13 protein-coding genes, 1 tRNA gene and 3 pseudogenes are annotated in these 15,349 nt (G+C 51.3%); 11 read left to right on the top strand and 6 right to left on the bottom strand.

The features are described 5' to 3' along the window. Positions 1 to 55: 55 nt before the first annotated feature. The 5 genes from MPB2EB_RS04225 to MPB2EB_RS04205 all read right to left on the bottom strand — a co-directional run bounded on the left by MPB2EB_RS04225 (position 56) and on the right by MPB2EB_RS04205 (position 2,878). On the bottom strand, positions 56 to 808 hold the full coding sequence (locus tag MPB2EB_RS04225; RefSeq protein WP_185181142.1) for a uracil-DNA glycosylase family protein: 753 nt from the start codon (positions 806 to 808) through the stop codon (positions 56 to 58). Beyond that, on the bottom strand, positions 801 to 1,307 hold the full coding sequence (rimI, locus tag MPB2EB_RS04220; protein ID WP_185181141.1) for a ribosomal protein S18-alanine N-acetyltransferase: 507 nt from the start codon (positions 1,305 to 1,307) through the stop codon (positions 801 to 803). Before rimI ends, MPB2EB_RS04225 begins: the two co-directional genes overlap by 8 nt. Further along, the gene (gene tsaB, locus MPB2EB_RS04215; protein WP_185181140.1) at positions 1,300 to 2,037 is read right to left on the bottom strand and encodes a tRNA (adenosine(37)-N6)-threonylcarbamoyltransferase complex dimerization subunit type 1 TsaB; all 738 of its coding nucleotides are present in this window, start codon (positions 2,035 to 2,037) and stop codon (positions 1,300 to 1,302) included. Before tsaB ends, rimI begins: the two co-directional genes overlap by 8 nt. A 12-nt stretch (positions 2,038 to 2,049) precedes the next feature. Continuing rightward, a tRNA-Arg gene (locus tag MPB2EB_RS04210) sits at positions 2,050 to 2,126 on the bottom strand. A 53-nt stretch (positions 2,127 to 2,179) separates the two neighbouring features. Beyond that, a complete protein-coding gene (locus tag MPB2EB_RS04205; RefSeq protein WP_185181139.1) occupies positions 2,180 to 2,878 on the bottom strand; it encodes a peptidoglycan DD-metalloendopeptidase family protein in 699 nt (232 codons plus the stop codon). A gap of 273 nt (positions 2,879 to 3,151) precedes the next feature. Between MPB2EB_RS04205 and scpB the strand changes: the two are divergent. The 9 genes and pseudogenes from scpB to rng all read left to right on the top strand — a co-directional run. Continuing rightward, positions 3,152 to 3,706 (top strand): annotated as a pseudogene (scpB, locus tag MPB2EB_RS04200) (SMC-Scp complex subunit ScpB); the annotation flags it as partial. A 62-nt stretch (positions 3,707 to 3,768) separates the two neighbouring features. Continuing rightward, a pseudogene (rluB, locus tag MPB2EB_RS04195) lies at positions 3,769 to 5,130 on the top strand (23S rRNA pseudouridine(2605) synthase RluB); the annotation flags it as partial. 164 nt (positions 5,131 to 5,294) lie between these two features. Further along, positions 5,295 to 6,023, top strand: a complete 729-nt coding sequence (locus MPB2EB_RS04190; protein ID WP_185181137.1) for a YebC/PmpR family DNA-binding transcriptional regulator — start codon at positions 5,295 to 5,297, stop codon at positions 6,021 to 6,023. A gap of 23 nt (positions 6,024 to 6,046) precedes the next feature. Then, positions 6,047 to 7,315 (top strand): phosphoribosylamine--glycine ligase, encoded by a 1,269-nt coding sequence (purD, locus tag MPB2EB_RS04185; protein ID WP_185182586.1) that lies wholly within the window; start codon positions 6,047 to 6,049, stop codon positions 7,313 to 7,315. 98 nt (positions 7,316 to 7,413) lie between these two features. Next, positions 7,414 to 8,340: an oxygen-dependent coproporphyrinogen oxidase gene (hemF, locus tag MPB2EB_RS04180; RefSeq protein WP_185182585.1), complete on the top strand. Its 927-nt coding sequence runs from the start codon at positions 7,414 to 7,416 to the stop codon at positions 8,338 to 8,340. Between the two features lie 97 nt (positions 8,341 to 8,437). Next, positions 8,438 to 9,127 (top strand): nicotinate-nucleotide adenylyltransferase, encoded by a 690-nt coding sequence (locus MPB2EB_RS04175; protein WP_232534490.1) that lies wholly within the window; start codon positions 8,438 to 8,440, stop codon positions 9,125 to 9,127. Position 9,128: 1 nt separating this feature from the next. After that, positions 9,129 to 9,482: pseudogene (rsfS, locus tag MPB2EB_RS04170) on the top strand (ribosome silencing factor); the annotation flags it as partial. Between the two features lie 5 nt (positions 9,483 to 9,487). Beyond that, complete coding sequence (gene rlmH / locus MPB2EB_RS04165) at positions 9,488 to 9,958, top strand: 23S rRNA (pseudouridine(1915)-N(3))-methyltransferase RlmH (RefSeq protein WP_185182583.1); 471 nt, start codon at positions 9,488 to 9,490, stop codon at positions 9,956 to 9,958. A 74-nt stretch (positions 9,959 to 10,032) separates the two neighbouring features. Further along, positions 10,033 to 11,487, top strand: coding sequence for a ribonuclease G (gene rng / locus MPB2EB_RS04160; protein ID WP_185182648.1), 1,455 nt, complete (start codon positions 10,033 to 10,035; stop codon positions 11,485 to 11,487). Here the strand turns inward: rng and msbA are convergent. Beyond that, positions 11,484 to 13,238: a lipid A export permease/ATP-binding protein MsbA gene (gene msbA, locus MPB2EB_RS04155; protein WP_185182582.1), complete on the bottom strand. Its 1,755-nt coding sequence runs from the start codon at positions 13,236 to 13,238 to the stop codon at positions 11,484 to 11,486. The two genes, rng and msbA, sit on opposite strands and share 4 nt — an antisense overlap. Positions 13,239 to 13,292: 54 nt before the next feature. Here msbA and MPB2EB_RS04150 point away from each other — a divergent pair, with 54 nt between their 5' ends. Then, the gene (locus tag MPB2EB_RS04150) at positions 13,293 to 14,570 is read left to right on the top strand and encodes an O-antigen ligase (protein ID WP_185182581.1); all 1,278 of its coding nucleotides are present in this window, start codon (positions 13,293 to 13,295) and stop codon (positions 14,568 to 14,570) included. Further along, the gene (locus MPB2EB_RS04145) at positions 14,551 to 15,327 is read left to right on the top strand and encodes a glycosyltransferase family 2 protein (RefSeq protein ID WP_185182580.1); all 777 of its coding nucleotides are present in this window, start codon (positions 14,551 to 14,553) and stop codon (positions 15,325 to 15,327) included. Before MPB2EB_RS04150 ends, MPB2EB_RS04145 begins: the two co-directional genes overlap by 20 nt. Positions 15,328 to 15,349: the final 22 nt, after the last annotated feature.

The following is a 15,349-nucleotide window of genomic DNA, read 5'->3' as shown; positions in this document are numbered from 1 at the left end:
CAATAAAATGGCCGCGGGTACGCTAGCCCGTCAGTGCGCAAGAATAAGGCATAAGCTAATGTTTCATAGCTTGATAAATTTCTTGCGCGCGGCATAAATCTGCCCAGGCTTTCGCTTTATCAGGTAAGTTGCGCAACAAATAAGCTGGATGGTAAGTCACTATCACCGGCACACCTTCGTATTGATGCACGCGATTCCGTAGCGATGAAATACTGGCATCGGTTTTGAGCAAGCTTTGCGCAGCAAAGCGACCAAGCGCGATAATGAGTTGCGGGCGGATGATCGCCAACTGTCGTTTTAGATACGGCTCGCATTGAGCCACTTCATCAAGTTGAGGATCACGATTGCCAGGCGGACGGCACTTGATCACATTCGCAATATAAATGCCATTTTCACGGGTGCGCCCTACTGCATGCAACATATTATCTAGCAGCTTGCCGGCCTGCCCCACAAAAGGCTCTCCTAAGCGATCTTCATTGGCGCCAGGCGCCTCGCCTACCAACATCCAGCTCGCTTTTTCATCGCCAACACCAAATACGGTACGATTGCGTTTTTCACATAACCGGCAACGCTTACAATCAGCAACACGTGCTTTAAGTGTGTCCCAATCCAGCGAACTAATGGGTGTTTCAGAAGCGCTTAGGGCCGCGTCGGGGATAACCTCAAATTCTTTTTTTTGTGCTTTAACGTTCGCGCTTGAGCTCGCTTCAAGCGCGGCAGGTTCAGCCGCGCTGATTGTGCTCAAAGCACGCTTCTGCCAAACAGGCATCAAACCTAATTCTTCCAGGATTGGATCCGACTCAGGCATGGGCACTCTCCATGGATAAGGTAAGCTGCATCACAAGCGCATCTTCACGCACGCCATGCTGAGCTAAATAATATTCTTTCCGACGGCCAATCACCGTAAAACCAAATTTCTGATACAAGCGTAAGGCGTTCTGATTGGAGAGTCTGACTTCGAGTAAAAGACGGCGCAACTTTGCTGTACGTGTAGATTGTATCGCTACTTTAAGCAGCGCCTGCCCCAGCCCTTGTCCTTGCAGCGCTGGAATAATGCACAAATTTAAGAGTTGCATCTCGTCCACGGCTGGCATTAAAACACAATAGCCCAGTAAAGCTCCGCGGCTATCTCGCATGCAAATGCCGATATTATGATTCTCTAATGCGTCGACAAAATTAGCCTGGCTCCAGGGGAAAGTATAAGCCATACACTCAAGCGCCATGACCTCAACCAAATCGACTTGACGCATAGCGGTGAAGTGATACGCAGCAGTAGTTTGCTGGGGGGATTGCGCGTGGTTACGCATGGGCGGCTCGTGCAGCGCGCTCCGCAGTCGTGAACGCAACTTTATTGCGAATATAAACCGGCATTGCGCTTTCAGCGGATACCACCTGACCCGCGCGCAAAGCGCATAGACCCAGCGTGGCGATCGCTGTCGCATGAGGTTGCGCCAACGGATCAAGGCTAACCTTGTGTGGCACGCTAGCAAGCTGCGCACTCAAAAGATCAGCCGCATTGCCCGCCAAGGTAAAAGGCGCATCTGGGAAATTGACCGCATTAGGTGCAGTCAGCGTTACGGGTTGCACCGTACGCCAATTATGGATTTCTGGGTCCCACTCAAACTGCGCCCAATATACTTCATTCATACGCGCATCTAACACCGCCAGCACTCGGTTAAGCGCTCCTGCGCGGTCACGGGTGGCCTGTGCACAAGCGAGCAGAGTGCTCACTGGAACCACCGGTACGTGTAGTGCAAAAGCTAACCCTTGCACAACACCCGTTGCAGTACGCAGGCCCGTAAACGAGCCGGGGCCCGCGCCAAAAGCAAGCGCCGTGCAAGCACGCAGATTCAGCTTGGCTTCAGCAAAAACCTCTTGCACCATGGGCAACACGCGCAAGCTAGCCGTTGCCCCCGTCAATTCATGCCGACTATACAATTGAGGCGGTTCCTGCGCGGTCGAGCTTACAGCAAGGGCGACAGAACAAAATTCAGTGGACGTATCAATTGCCAGCAAAATAGTTGGTCTGTGATTCATAACTGTGCATAATGGCCTGCCCAGAGGGATTCGAACCCCCGACCCTCGGCTTAGAAGGCCGATGCTCTATCCAACTGAGCTATGGGCAGAAAAACGACGCGAGGCTTTTTTATAAACGCGGATTCTAACACATACTGCTCGACTAACGAGCAGGCAAATAGTGCAACGGATTAAGCGAACGGCCTTGATAGCGCAGCTCAAAATGAAGCATAGCAGCCGTGCTGTCCGTGTTGCCCATCTCTGCAATGCGCTGCCCTTTTTTTACATTTTGTCCTTCGGGAATATAGAGGGTCCGATTATGCGCATACGCGGTTAAAAAATCAGCCCGGTGCTTAATAATAAGTAAATTGCCATAACCGCGTAACTTATTTCCAGCATAAACTACCTTGCCATCGGCTGCGGCGTAAATTGGGTCACCCACTTTGCCAGTAATATTAATGCCTTTGTTATTGATGCCGTCAAAACCGCGGATGATCGGCCCTTGAGCAGGCCAATCCAAAGCAAATGGAACAGCAGCGGACATCTTTGCTATACTAGAGGGCAGAACGGGTGTCGCTCGCGTCAAGTGGCGCGCTTGAGTGGCAGACCGCTTGGGGGGGTGTTTCGAGGCAGGTGGTTTAACGCGCAGTGTTTGGTTAATTGCCAATACATTAGGTTTAGATAAACGGTTCCACCGCGCGAGGTCTTCCGTGCTGGCTTTGTGGCGTTGGGCAATGCGACTTAAAGTGTCGCCACGCCGGACTCGATAATAGCCTGCTGGCGCACTACAGGCCGCCAAGAAAACGGCGATTAAAACAAGGCCCCAAACGGCTGACAGCCGGCGCAAAAATCCGTATTGCATTGCAGATGACTTACCTTACCGTGTAGCAGAAAAGTTTAAAAATGCTCATTCTAACGCAGCCGCTCAGAGCGATGTTCGGAAAATAAGGTTTGCAAAAATGCATCCGTGCAGTCGGCTTAAATCAGCAAAACGGTACAATAGGAATAAATTACCGAGTGTTTTTGGTTATGATGAAACGAACAAAAGCGTATTTGTAGATAGCCTTTGCTATATATACATTTGATATTTTTGATGAAAGCTACAAAGTCATCGGTGGAAAAGGAAATCGGCGGCATGAGCGCCCAGCAAGCGAAAATTGCGCTTGAAACTGCTTTAATATGTGCGCAGGAACCGCTCAAAATCGATGATTTACGTCAATTATTCGCTGCCGAGATAACGTCTAATGATGTACGCGGCCTGCTTGAAGAATTGTGCGCTGACTGGTCGGAGCGGGGCATTGAACTGGTTTCATTAGCCAGCGGTTGGCGTTTTCAGAGTAAACCCGAAATGCAGCCATTGTTAGACAAACTGCATCCTGAAAAACCGCCTAAATACTCGCGCGCAGCCCTTGAAACTTTAGCGATTATTGCTTATCGTCAGCCGGTTACGCGTGGCGATATAGAGCAAATCCGCGGGGTGACGGTCAATAGCCAAGTACTTAAACAGCTCGAAGAACGCGGCTGGGTTGAAATCGTAGGCCAACGTGATACGCCAGGCCGGCCAGCGCTTTATGCAACAACCCAATTTTTTCTGGATGATCTTAGTTTGCCTGCGCTAGATGCATTACCCACTTTATCTAATTTATCGGCAGATCATCCCATTGAGCAACATACAATCGAATTTACTGATTAAAAAAACAAAGCGCGCTACTTTACCCATAGCGCCCCTACTTTCACTTTCCAGAGGTTGTTTTGAAACATAGTCAAGAAACCGATTTACTTAAGGTTAATCAAGGCGAGACTGCGCCTGCTTCTGCTGTGCCCGCTACAGATGAGACCAATACGAATATTGGTCCAGCGGAGACGGCTTCCGCACCAACACCAGCGGGCGAAGGGCAAGTGCGGCGTGGTTTGCGGCGTGGCCCGCGTAGTTTAATTGCGCGGCGCCGGGCTGAAAAAACTAAAGGCGCACAGCCGCCAGCCACCCCTTCAGACGCGGCGCGCCAAGAGGCCAGCCCGCGCCCGAAACGCCCACCCAAGTCAGAAAAAAATCTGACCTCTAGTGAGCCCTCCCCCTCCAAAAATGGCAAAGCGGACGAGGTGTTTTCTTATGTCACCTCACCCGCTTATGACGCGGATAATGCCAGCGGAAATGTGCGTGCGCCAATGCTTGGACGCTTGCGCAAAACTGCGCTGCCAAAGCGTGTGCTGGCACCGGACGAGGATACCCCTAAGCTACACAAAGTGCTGGCTGAAGCGGGCATGGGCTCACGCCGTGAAATGGAAGAGTTGATTATGGCGGGCCGGGTCTCCGTCAATGGCGAGCCAGCCCACATCGGGCAACGCATTATGCCAACCGACTTAGTGCGGATTAATGGTAAGTTGATCGCCCGCAAATTACCGACCCAACCACCGCGAGTGCTGATCTATCACAAGCCAGCCGGAGAAATTGTGAGCCACTCTGACCCAGAGCGTCGGCCTTCCGTCTTCGACAGATTGCCCACCATAAAAATGGCTAAATGGCTTTCAATTGGCCGCCTTGACTTTAACACAGAAGGGTTACTCTTACTCACCACTTCAGGCGATTTAGCCAATCGTTGCATGCATCCACGTTACAACGTCGAGCGTGAATATGCCGTGCGGATTGTGGGTGAGTTGTCGGAAACTGCACGCCAGCAGCTTTTGCGCGGCGTCACGCTGGACGATGGCCCGGCTCATTTTCTGCGCTTGCAAACAGGCGGTGGCGAAGGAACCAACCGCTGGTATCACGTCGCTTTAGCCGAAGGCCGCAACCGAGAGGTACGGCGCATGTTTGAAGCAGTCGGCTGCATGGTCAGCCGGCTCATTCGTACCCGCCACGGCCCAATTTCTTTGCCTCGTGGCCTAAAGCGTGGCCGCTGGGAAGAAATGGATGAGGCCCAGGTACGAGCTTTATTCGCTTCGGTGGAATTGAAGCTGCCCAGCAATCACGATAAATCCTCACGCAATGCGACGCAGACCGGTCGAGCAGCGGCGCCACGGCGGCGCCAACCTGATCCGATGCAAACTGCGCTTGGCTTCGCTGACTACAATAGCAATCCCGCCCCTCGCCGTTACGGACAAACGCATACGCCTTTTAACGAAGGCGTACGCAGTGGCAATAGCAATGGTAATCGTTACCATGAAGCTCCGTATGCAAATGGCACCGGCACAACTCGCAACAATGGTAACCGCATTGGCCGCAGCAATTCCCGCCAGCGACCGCGCGACCGTTAGCATTCAATCAGGAGAAAAAGCCTATGGCTGGTCATTCTAAATGGGCCAATATCAAGCATAAAAAAGCGGCTGCGGATGCAAAGCGCGGCAAGGTTTGGACACGTTTGATTAAAGAAATTACCGTGGCCGCCCGCTTAGGCGGTGGCGACGTGAATAGTAATCCGCGCTTACGGCTGGCAATTGATAAAGCCACCGATGCCAATATGCCCAAAGACAATATTCAACGGGCCATTCAACGGGGTGCTGGCGGACTTGAAGGCGCTCACTACGAAGAAATCCGTTATGAAGGTTATGGCTTAGCAGGCGCTGCGATTATCGTCGATTGCATGACGGATAATCGTACCCGCACCGTCGCTGAAGTACGCCATGCTTTTTCCAAACATGGCGGCAACTTGGGACAAGATGGTTCTGTGGTTTTTATGTTTACCCACTGCGGGCAGTTTTTGTTTGCGCCTGGCGCGTCTGAAGAGAGCTTAATGACCATCGCGCTCGAGGCAGGTGCTGATGACGTCATGAGTCATAGCGATGGCAGCATTGAAATTTTATGTGCGCCGAGCGCTTTTAGCCAAGTCAAAAGCGCTCTCGAAACCGCAGGTTTTAAGGCCGAATTGGCGGAAATCACCATGAAGCCACACAGCGAAATCGCCTGCTCCGGCGAAGATGCCGTGAAAATGCAAAAACTGCTAGACACCCTTGAAAATCTCGATGACGTACAAGCCGTCTTTACGAACGCACTGATTGACGAAATTTAAGTCATTTCTAGGAACAGATACGTATGAAGTTACTTGTTATTGGCTCAGGAGGCCGTGAGCATGCGCTGGCATGGAAACTTGCCCAAGCGCCACGCGTGCAGTTTGTCTACGTTGCGCCAGGCAATGGCGGTACGGCGCGCGACGACCGGCTACGCAATATTGCTCTGACCGATTTGGAAGAACTCGCCGATTTTGCGCAGAAAGAACGGGTTGCTTTTACGGTGGTCGGGCCAGAAGCGCCCCTCGCGGCAGGTGTAGTGAATCTATTTCGCGCCCGCGGGCTTAAAGTATTTGGCCCAACGCAGCAAGCGGCTCAATTAGAAAGCTCCAAGGCTTTTGCCAAAGCTTTTATGATGCGGCACCAGATTCCAACCGCCGCGTATGCTAGCTTTGAAGATGCGCCGGCAGCGCACCATTACGTTGAGGCACAAGGTGCGCCAATCGTCATTAAGGCGGATGGCTTAGCTGCAGGCAAAGGCGTTGTGGTTGCCACTGAACTGGCTGAGGCGCATGCCGCTATCGATACGATGTTGGCTGGCGGAAACGGCGCGCGCGTGGTGATTGAAGAATACTTGAGCGGTGAAGAAGCCAGCTTTATTGTCATGGTGGATGGCAAACATGTACTCCCACTGGCCTCTAGCCAGGATCATAAACGTTTGCTTGAGCATGATGCAGGCCCCAATACAGGCGGCATGGGTGCCTATTCGCCGGCCCCGATTGTGACGCCCAAATTACATGCGCGCATTATGCGAGAAATTATCTTGCCCACGGTGCAAGGTATGGAGCAAGAAGGCATTCGCTACACCGGTTTTCTATATGCCGGGCTGATGATCGATGCGCAGGGCAATCCCAAGGCGCTTGAGTTCAATTGCCGCCTAGGCGATCCAGAAACGCAACCGATCATGGCGCGCTTAAAAGGGGATTTTTCTAAGGTGATTGAGCACGCCATTGCGGGCACGCTAAACCAGGTGGAATTGGCCTGGGATCGCCGTACTGCATTAGGGGTCGTACTGGCGGCTCACGGCTATCCAGAAGCGCCGCGTAAAGGAGATTTAATTTCTGGCATCCCAGCGCAAACGGAACAGATCCAGACCTTTCATGCAGGGACCGCTCTGGTTGATGAGCATCTTGTAACCGCAGGTGGCCGAGTACTTTGCGTGGTTGGACTGGCGGACTCTGTGCGTGGCGCACAAACCGCCGTCTATGATGTAGTGAATCGAATTGCTTTTGATGGAATGCAATATCGACGCGATATTGGTCATCGCGCATTAAATCGGAAGCCATTGAATTAAAAATATTCAGCGCTGGGTGTGCGACGTTTTATAAGTTTTAACCGTGAAGTCTGGCGCGCTTCTATTATTTTTTTATTTGATCGATAAGCTATCAAGGCATGGATTCTCAAATCGACTTTGCGCGCGTGCGCAGCTATTTGCTTAATTTGCAGCAAAAGATCACCGCTTCTTTCGAGCAGCTTGATGCGCCGCGTTTTATCCATGATCAGTGGCAGCGCGCGCCAAGCGAGCGCCTGCGTGGCGACGGCATTTCATGCATTATAGAACCCGGTGGTTTACTGGAAAGCGGCGGCGTTAACTTCTCTCACGTGAGCGGCGATACCCTACCAAGTTCAGCCACATCTGTCAGACCACAGCTGGCTGGCTGCCGTTTTGAAGCGCTTGGTATCTCGCTCGTACTCCATCCACATAACCCGTATTGCCCAACCGTGCATATGAATGTGCGCTTACTGGCGGCTACGCCCGCCGACGCGGATACGGCCCCTGTATTCTGGTTCGGTGGCGGCATGGATCTTACGCCCTACTATGGTTTTGCAGAGGATGCGCGCCACTTTCATCGTACTTGCCGGGATGCCGTTGCGCCATTTGGGGCAGATCTTTATCCACGCTTCAAACAAGCCTGTGATGAATACTTTTTTTTAAAACATCGCAACGAGCCGCGCGGTATTGGTGGAATTTTTTATGATGATTTTTCCGAGCTAGGCTTTGAAGCAGGCTTTAAGCTCATGCAAAGCGTTGGCGATGCCTTTACAAAAGCCTATTTGCCCATTATTAAGGCCCGTCGCCATCTGCCATTTGGTCCGAATGAAAAAGCCTTCCAAGCATATCGACGTGGCCGTTATGTTGAATTTAACCTAGTGTGCGATCGCGGCACCCTCTTTGGCCTACAAAGCGGCGGGCGGACTGAATCGATTTTAATGTCGCTGCCCCCGATCGCGCACTGGCGCTATGACTGGAAACCCGAGCCCGGCTCGCCTGAAGCCGAGCTCTATAACGACTTTCTAATTGCGCGCGATTGGCTATGATTAAATCGAATGGCGGTACGCAATGTGTCGTTAGAAGTGCAGTACGCAGTGGGGGATGTTGTGCGCAATCCTCGGCGGGCTGAGATTGGGGCCATCAATGACGCTATGTGTTGGTATTTTCGGTGGGACTTTCGACCCGTTTCATCATGGGCATTTGACGCTCGCTGCCGATTTTGCAAAACGTTTGCACCTTAATCAATTAATTCTTCTGCCCGCGGGGCAGCCGTGGCAAAAAGCGCATAACACCACTCTAAACCAAGTATCGGCAGCCTCTCACCGCTTAGCAATGACGCGCCTGGGTGCTGCTCAACTGAAGTTGCCTGAGACCGAGATCATCGTCGCCACCGATGAAATTGAGCGTGCCAGCCCGAGTTACACAGTTGATACGCTGGCTGCATGGCGTAAAAAAGTGGGCGCTCACACCTCGCTATCGTTTCTGATAGGAGCCGATCAATTCATACGGCTTGATAGTTGGCATCAATGGCCGCGGCTCTTCGATTATGCGCATCTTTGCGTAGCCGCGCGCCCGGGGTTTTCGCTTGCCGCAGCCCCCCCTGTGATTGCCACAGAAATTGCCCAACGCACAGCGCCTGCACATGCTTTATGCCTACTCACGCATGGCCTAATTTTACTCGATAGCGAGCTCGCGCTTGATATTTCCGCGACCCAAATCCGCGCCCAAATCCGCGCATCCCGATCTACCTTAAACGCTGCAGCACCGCCCTCTTTGCCAGCCCCCATCTGGCACTATATTCGTCAGCATCAACTTTATCAATCCACCTTGTAATATGAATATACGTACACTCCAACGCTCCATTGTCGATGGCCTTGAGGCAATGAAAGCGCAAAATATAGAAGTCTTTAATACCAGCCATCTCAGCGAATTCTTTGACCGGGTGATTATCGCCAGTGGCACGTCAAATCGGCAGACTCGCTCTCTGGCTTTGAGCGTGCGGGAAAATGTCAAAGCCGCTGGCGGTCAGGTCCTCAACATTGAGGGGACCGAAACAGGCGAATGGGTGTTAGTCGATTGCGGCGATGCGGTCGTGCATATTTTGCTCCCCGCGCTACGGCAATATTACCGACTCGAAGAAATTTGGGGCGGCAAGCCGGTCCGCATGAAACTCTCGGCACCGGCTTCATTGCAATGAAATTATGGATCCTCGCCGTGGGCCATAAAATGCCTGACTGGATTCGGTGCGGCGTGGATGAGTATGTCAAGCGCATGCCGCCCGAGCTGGCCTTAGAAGTGCGTGAGATCAAACCCGAACCGCGCTCTACTCGACACAATACTGCAAGTTTGCTCAATGCCGAGAAACAACGGATCGAAGCAGCCCGGCCTAAAAATGCGCGCTTAGTGGTTCTCGATGAACACGGTCAAGCTTGGACCACCCAGCAGCTTGCTCAAATATTACCCAGTTGGCGCGAAGACGGACGTGATATTGCGTTTGTGATTGGCGGCGCGGATGGTCTAGATCGCGCCTTCCACCAGCAAGCCGATTTAGTCCTACGCGTTTCGAGTTTCACCCTACCCCATGCCATCGTGCGCGTGTTGCTTGCAGAACAGCTTTACCGCGCCTGGAGCATTACTCAGCAGCACCCCTATCACCGCGCTTAACCCCCCAAGCGCACCCAAATATTTTAAAAAATAATTTCTGCTCAACATAAAGGCTTAGATTCCCCCGCAAAATGATGAAGCAAGAAATTTTGATCAATATTACGCCGCAAGAGACGCGGGTCGCGATTATCCAACAAGGTGTGGCGCAAGAACTCTATATTGAGCGGACTTTATCGCGCGGGTTAGTCGGCAATATTTACTTGGGTAGGGTAATCCGAGTTTTGCCTGGCATGCAGTCGGCTTTTATCGATATTGGGCTTGGACGCGCCGCTTTTTTACATGTCGCCGATCTCTGGCAACCGGGCGGCAAAGAGCATCACATACAGCCCATCGAAAAAATGCTCAGCGAAGGGCAAGCGCTGATGGTGCAAGTGATCAAAGATCCACTTGGCAACAAAGGGGCACGCCTTTCAACGCAGATTAGCATTGCCGGTCGCACCTTGGTGTATTTACCCCATGAACCGCATATCGGCATTTCGCAAAAAATTGAAAGCGAGGTCGAGCGCGAAGCAATCCGCGCACGGCTGGCAGAGGTTTTACCCGCAGCTGAAAAAGGGGGCTATATCATACGGACGATTGCCGAGGATGCAAGCCAAGAAGAACTTGCCAATGATGTACTGTATTTGCGCAAAACTTGGGCCACCCTTCAAAGCCAAGCTCAACGCTCACCAGCACCGCTTATGCTTTACCAAGATCTTGAGCTGCCGCAACGCGTACTACGTGATTTTGTCAACGAACACACTACGGCAGTTCAAGTCGATTCACACGAAACCTTCCAAACTCTGAGCAGATTTGCCGCGGCCTTCACCCCAGACGTGCAGGCAAAATTGCAACACTATACTGACGAGCGGCCGCTGTTTGATCTCTATGATATTGAAACCGAGATCCGGCAAGCCTTGGCTAAACGCGTCGATTTAAAATCCGGCGGTTATCTCATCATCGATCAAACTGAAGCTATGACGACGATTGATGTTAATACCGGTGGTTATGTAGGCGCTCGCAGTTTTGACGACACCATTTTTAAAACCAATTTAGAAGCCACCCATGCGATTGCGCGTCAGCTACGGCTACGTAATCTGGGTGGTATTATTATTGTCGATTTTATCGATATGGAAAACACCGAGCATCGCGAAGCGGTGCTTAAAGAGCTGAATAAAGCGCTAGCGAACGACCGCATCCGTACTTCGCTAAGTGGTTTTTCTCAACTTGGATTAGTTGAGATGACGCGTAAACGAACCCGCGAAGCGCTCGCTCACCTACTCTGCGAGCCCTGTCCAACCTGCTCCGGAAAAGGCCAAGTTAAAACCGCGCGCACAGTGTGCTATGCGGTGCTGCGAGAAATCTTGCGCGAAGCGCGGCAATTTAATCCACGCGAATTTCGGATTATTGCCGCACCCACGGTGATCGATCTATTCCTTGAAGAGGAATCTCAAAATCTCGCCATGCTCTGCGACTTCATTGGTAAGCCGGTTTCGTTGCAAGCCGCCGCCGGTCTAAGTCAAGAACAATACGATATCGTCTTGCTTTAAATCGTTTGACGCGATTCGTGCTGAAGCCGATAAAGCTGCGCATATCGCCCGTTTTGAAGTAACAGTTCGCTATGCTTGCCTTGCGCCACAATCTGGCCCGCTTCCAACACCAGGATCCGATCCGCGCGTTCAATCGTCGCTAACCGATGTGCAATCACAAACGTGGTACGGCCACGCATCAGGACATCTAAAGCGGCTTGAACATGACGCTCAGACTCTGCATCCAGCGCCGAAGTCGCCTCATCGAGAATCAGAATAGGCGCATTCTTATAAATAGCCCGCGCGAGCGCCAGCCGCTGACGCTGGCCGCCCGAGAGCCGCATGCCATTACCACCAATTTGGGTCTTTATCCCGTCAGGCAACTCCGCCATCAACTCCATTAAATGCGCCGCCGCGAGCGCCTGCTCAACGCGCTCAAGGTCAATCGTTTGCCCATAAGCAACGTTAGCTGCGATTGAGTCATTAAATAGCACCACCTCTTGGCTGACAAAAGCAAGTTGATTACGCAGATCAGCAAGCTGATAAGCCGTCAACGGCGTTTCGTCGATCAAAATCTGCCCCGCACTGGGATCGAAAAACCTTGGCAACAGGTTGATTAATGTGGTTTTGCCACTGCCAGATTGCCCCACCAACGCGCACACCTCGCCAGGTGCTACCGTAAATGAAAGATCGCGCAACGTGGGCGGATGGGCTGCCCCATAACTAAAAGAAACATGCTGAAACTCAATCTTACCCTGTGCGCGCACTAAAGTGCGCCCACCCCCAGTGGGTTCAGCAGGCTCATCAATCAAGCCAAAAATCAGCTCCGCCGCAGTCACCCCTCGTTGCAGCGGCTGGTTAATATCAATCAGATGTTTAAGCGGCGAAATAATCAACAACATGGCCGTGACAAAGGCGACAAAACCTCCAATCGTAGTTTGATCAGCCGCTGCCTGCATCACGGCAATCGCCAGTACCAGCGCTAATGCAATAGAAGCCAAAAATTGAGTCAGCGGCTGCGCCAGCGCACCAGAAACCGTCAGGCGCATTGCATAACCACGCAGGCGCGCGCTCATTGCCGCAAAACGCCGCATCTCATAATGCTCACCATGATGAACCTTAACTACTTTATAGCCTGCTATAGTTTCCTCAACGATGTAAGAAAGTTCGTTAGTTAATTTCTGGTGCTCACGATTTAAGCGCCGCAAACGCAGATTAATTTTACTGACCAGCCAGCCGATGATAGGTAAAATCACCGCCAAAATTAAAGTCAGGCGCCAATTTAAATAAAATAGATAGCACAGCAGAAAAAAAACCGCTAATGAATCTCGCACCAAAGTAATTAATACGCTCGTGAGTATATTCAGCACCTGGTTCACTTCAAAAACAATCGCGTTTATGATCGTGCTAGCGGTCTCGCGCTGAAAAAAGAATGCACTCGCATGTAACATGCGTTGAAACATATGTAAACGCAAATCGAGCAAGACGCGGTTAGAGATCCACGACAACAAATAATTAGACGCATATTGCGCCGCACCACGCACTAAAGCTAAACCAATCACCGCCAACGGCACCAGCCATTTGACCTGTGTAGCTTGATCTTTAGCGCCAAAGCCTTTATCTAACAAAGGCTTAAGTAAAGCCGGAATACCTGCCTCGCTTGCCGCCACCAGCGCCATTGAAGCAATTGCCAACGCCATAATCCAGCGGTGCGCTTTGAGATAACCCCAAATACGCGTTAAGGTTTTAGTAGCAGTAGAAGATTTATTCATAAAGGGGGAATAAGCTATAATTTTGGGCTAAGCTAAAAACGTAAACCCTCTATTATGCATGGCACAAAAATTTCTGTTTCATATCCGCTAGCAAGCGCCCAACTATTTGCGTTAATCGCGTTATGGTGTGTACCTGTTTCGACAGCGTTGACCAATATTACACTTGGCCTGTTCGCTATTGCAGCATTGCTAGCGCCAGAGGTATGGCGTAATTGGCGCAACGCTCTGCGCCACCCGGTTAGTATCGCTACGCTCGCCCTCCTGAGTGTGCTCGCTATCAGTGTACTATATAGTTCCGCGCCGCTTGAAGAAAGCCTACAATGGCTCGCCAAATATCGGAAATTACTTTTTATTCCATTATTAATCGCCGTCTTTCAAGGCAGACCACTCGCCAACGTTGCGCGCCTTGGCTTATGCATTAGCTTGAGCTTTGTCTTACTTCTGTCAATCAGCAATTATCTTGGGCTAACCGCCTTAGGCCCTCTCTATAACGCAGGCGATCCTCTAACGCATGCTTGGGTATTTAAAAATCATATTACGGCGGGGCTTTTTTCAGCGCTACTCTTTAGCCTAGCGTTAGATATAGCTGAAACGGCATCGTCTGCACGCGCGAAAGGACTCTATTATTTACTCTCGCTACTCGCGCTGGTTAATGTGTTAGTCATGTTGCAAGGCCGCACCGGCCAAGTCATTATTGTCATGCTTGCCATTTACCACATCGTGCGTAAATTGAGACAGATCAACTTCCGCCATGATCGCCGCTTGGCCGTGGCTCAAGCTGTGTTTCTCGTTCTTTTGCTCGGTACGACAAGCACTTCGCTCTATTTTAAGAGTACTCGACTCGCTGATACCGGCTCTGAAATCAGCTCGTACCAGCAACACAATCAGTCTAACGCAACCGGCTTGCGCCTTGAGTGGTACCGTAAAAGCATGGAGCTAATTACCCAGCGTCCGGTTTTTGGCTATGGTGCAATGGGGGTGCATGAAGCATTTAAGCAATTGACCCATGGCTATACGGGCGCCCGGGGGGCGATAACGGCTAATCCGCACAATCAATATCTTTTGTTTGCAGTCGAGCTGGGCCTAGTTGGCTTAGGGCTTTTTATCCATTTGTTGGTGCAAATTGCACGGGCTGCAATCCGCCTTCCACCCGACAGCCGCCAACTGCTATGCACCTGGCTATTTATATTTACGCTCGGATGCCTCGTGAATTCTTTGCTGCTCGATATTTCAGAAGGCAATTTATTTGTTCTGTTAAGCGGGATCTTGATTGGCTGCGCTAATCAACCCAGCACACATAAGGTAATATCTGATGAAACGCGCTACCCTTAGTGTTATCGTCGTCGCCATGAATGAGGCGCACGATATTGGCGATTGTCTTGAATCAGTACGACATTGGGCTAACGAAGTCATCGTTTTAGATTCAGGAAGCACGGACGGAACGCCTGACCTCTGCCGTCAATTAGGCGCACTCGTCTTTGAGACAGATTGGCCGGGCGACGGGCCTCAGAAAAATCGCGCCTTGGCGCAGGCCCGCAGCGACTGGGTGCTTTGTCTTGATGCTGATGAACGCGCAACCCCTGAGTTACGCGCAGAGATTGAGTCTGTACTCACCAGCGATACCCCGCATGCCGCTTTTTCAACACCGCGCCGGTCCAGCTTTTGTGGCCGTTTTATGAAGCACTCCGGTTGGTGGCCAGATCGCGTTGAGCGCTTATTTAAGCGCGGTCACGCGCGCTTTTCCGATAGGCATGTTCATCCTAGCTTAATCGTCGACGGTAGCAAAGGCAAATTGAATCAGCCCATTATTCACTTTTCAATTCCCAATCTACACGAAGCACTGGATAAAGTTAATGCTTACTCAAGCACTGGGGCACTGTTTTTTTTCGAGCAAGGTCGACGCGCTTCGCTGCGCCAAGCCATCGGGCATGGCTTATGGGCTTTCATCCGCACGTATTTGGTACGACTCGGTTTTCTGGATGGTAAAGAGGGTTTTCTATTAGCCGTCGCCAATGCAGAAAGTTCATATTACCGTTATGTCAAACTTATGCTGATGCACCGGCAGGACAACAAGAACAGCCCGCGCTAACTTACTTATTGCAAAGTTTATT

The sequence above is a fragment of the Mycoavidus sp. B2-EB genome (assembly GCF_014218255.1).
Classification (GTDB): Bacteria; Pseudomonadota; Gammaproteobacteria; order Burkholderiales; family Burkholderiaceae; genus Mycoavidus.
The sequence above is the reverse complement of the archived record's forward strand: the minus strand, read 5'-3'. Positions and strand labels throughout refer to the sequence as shown.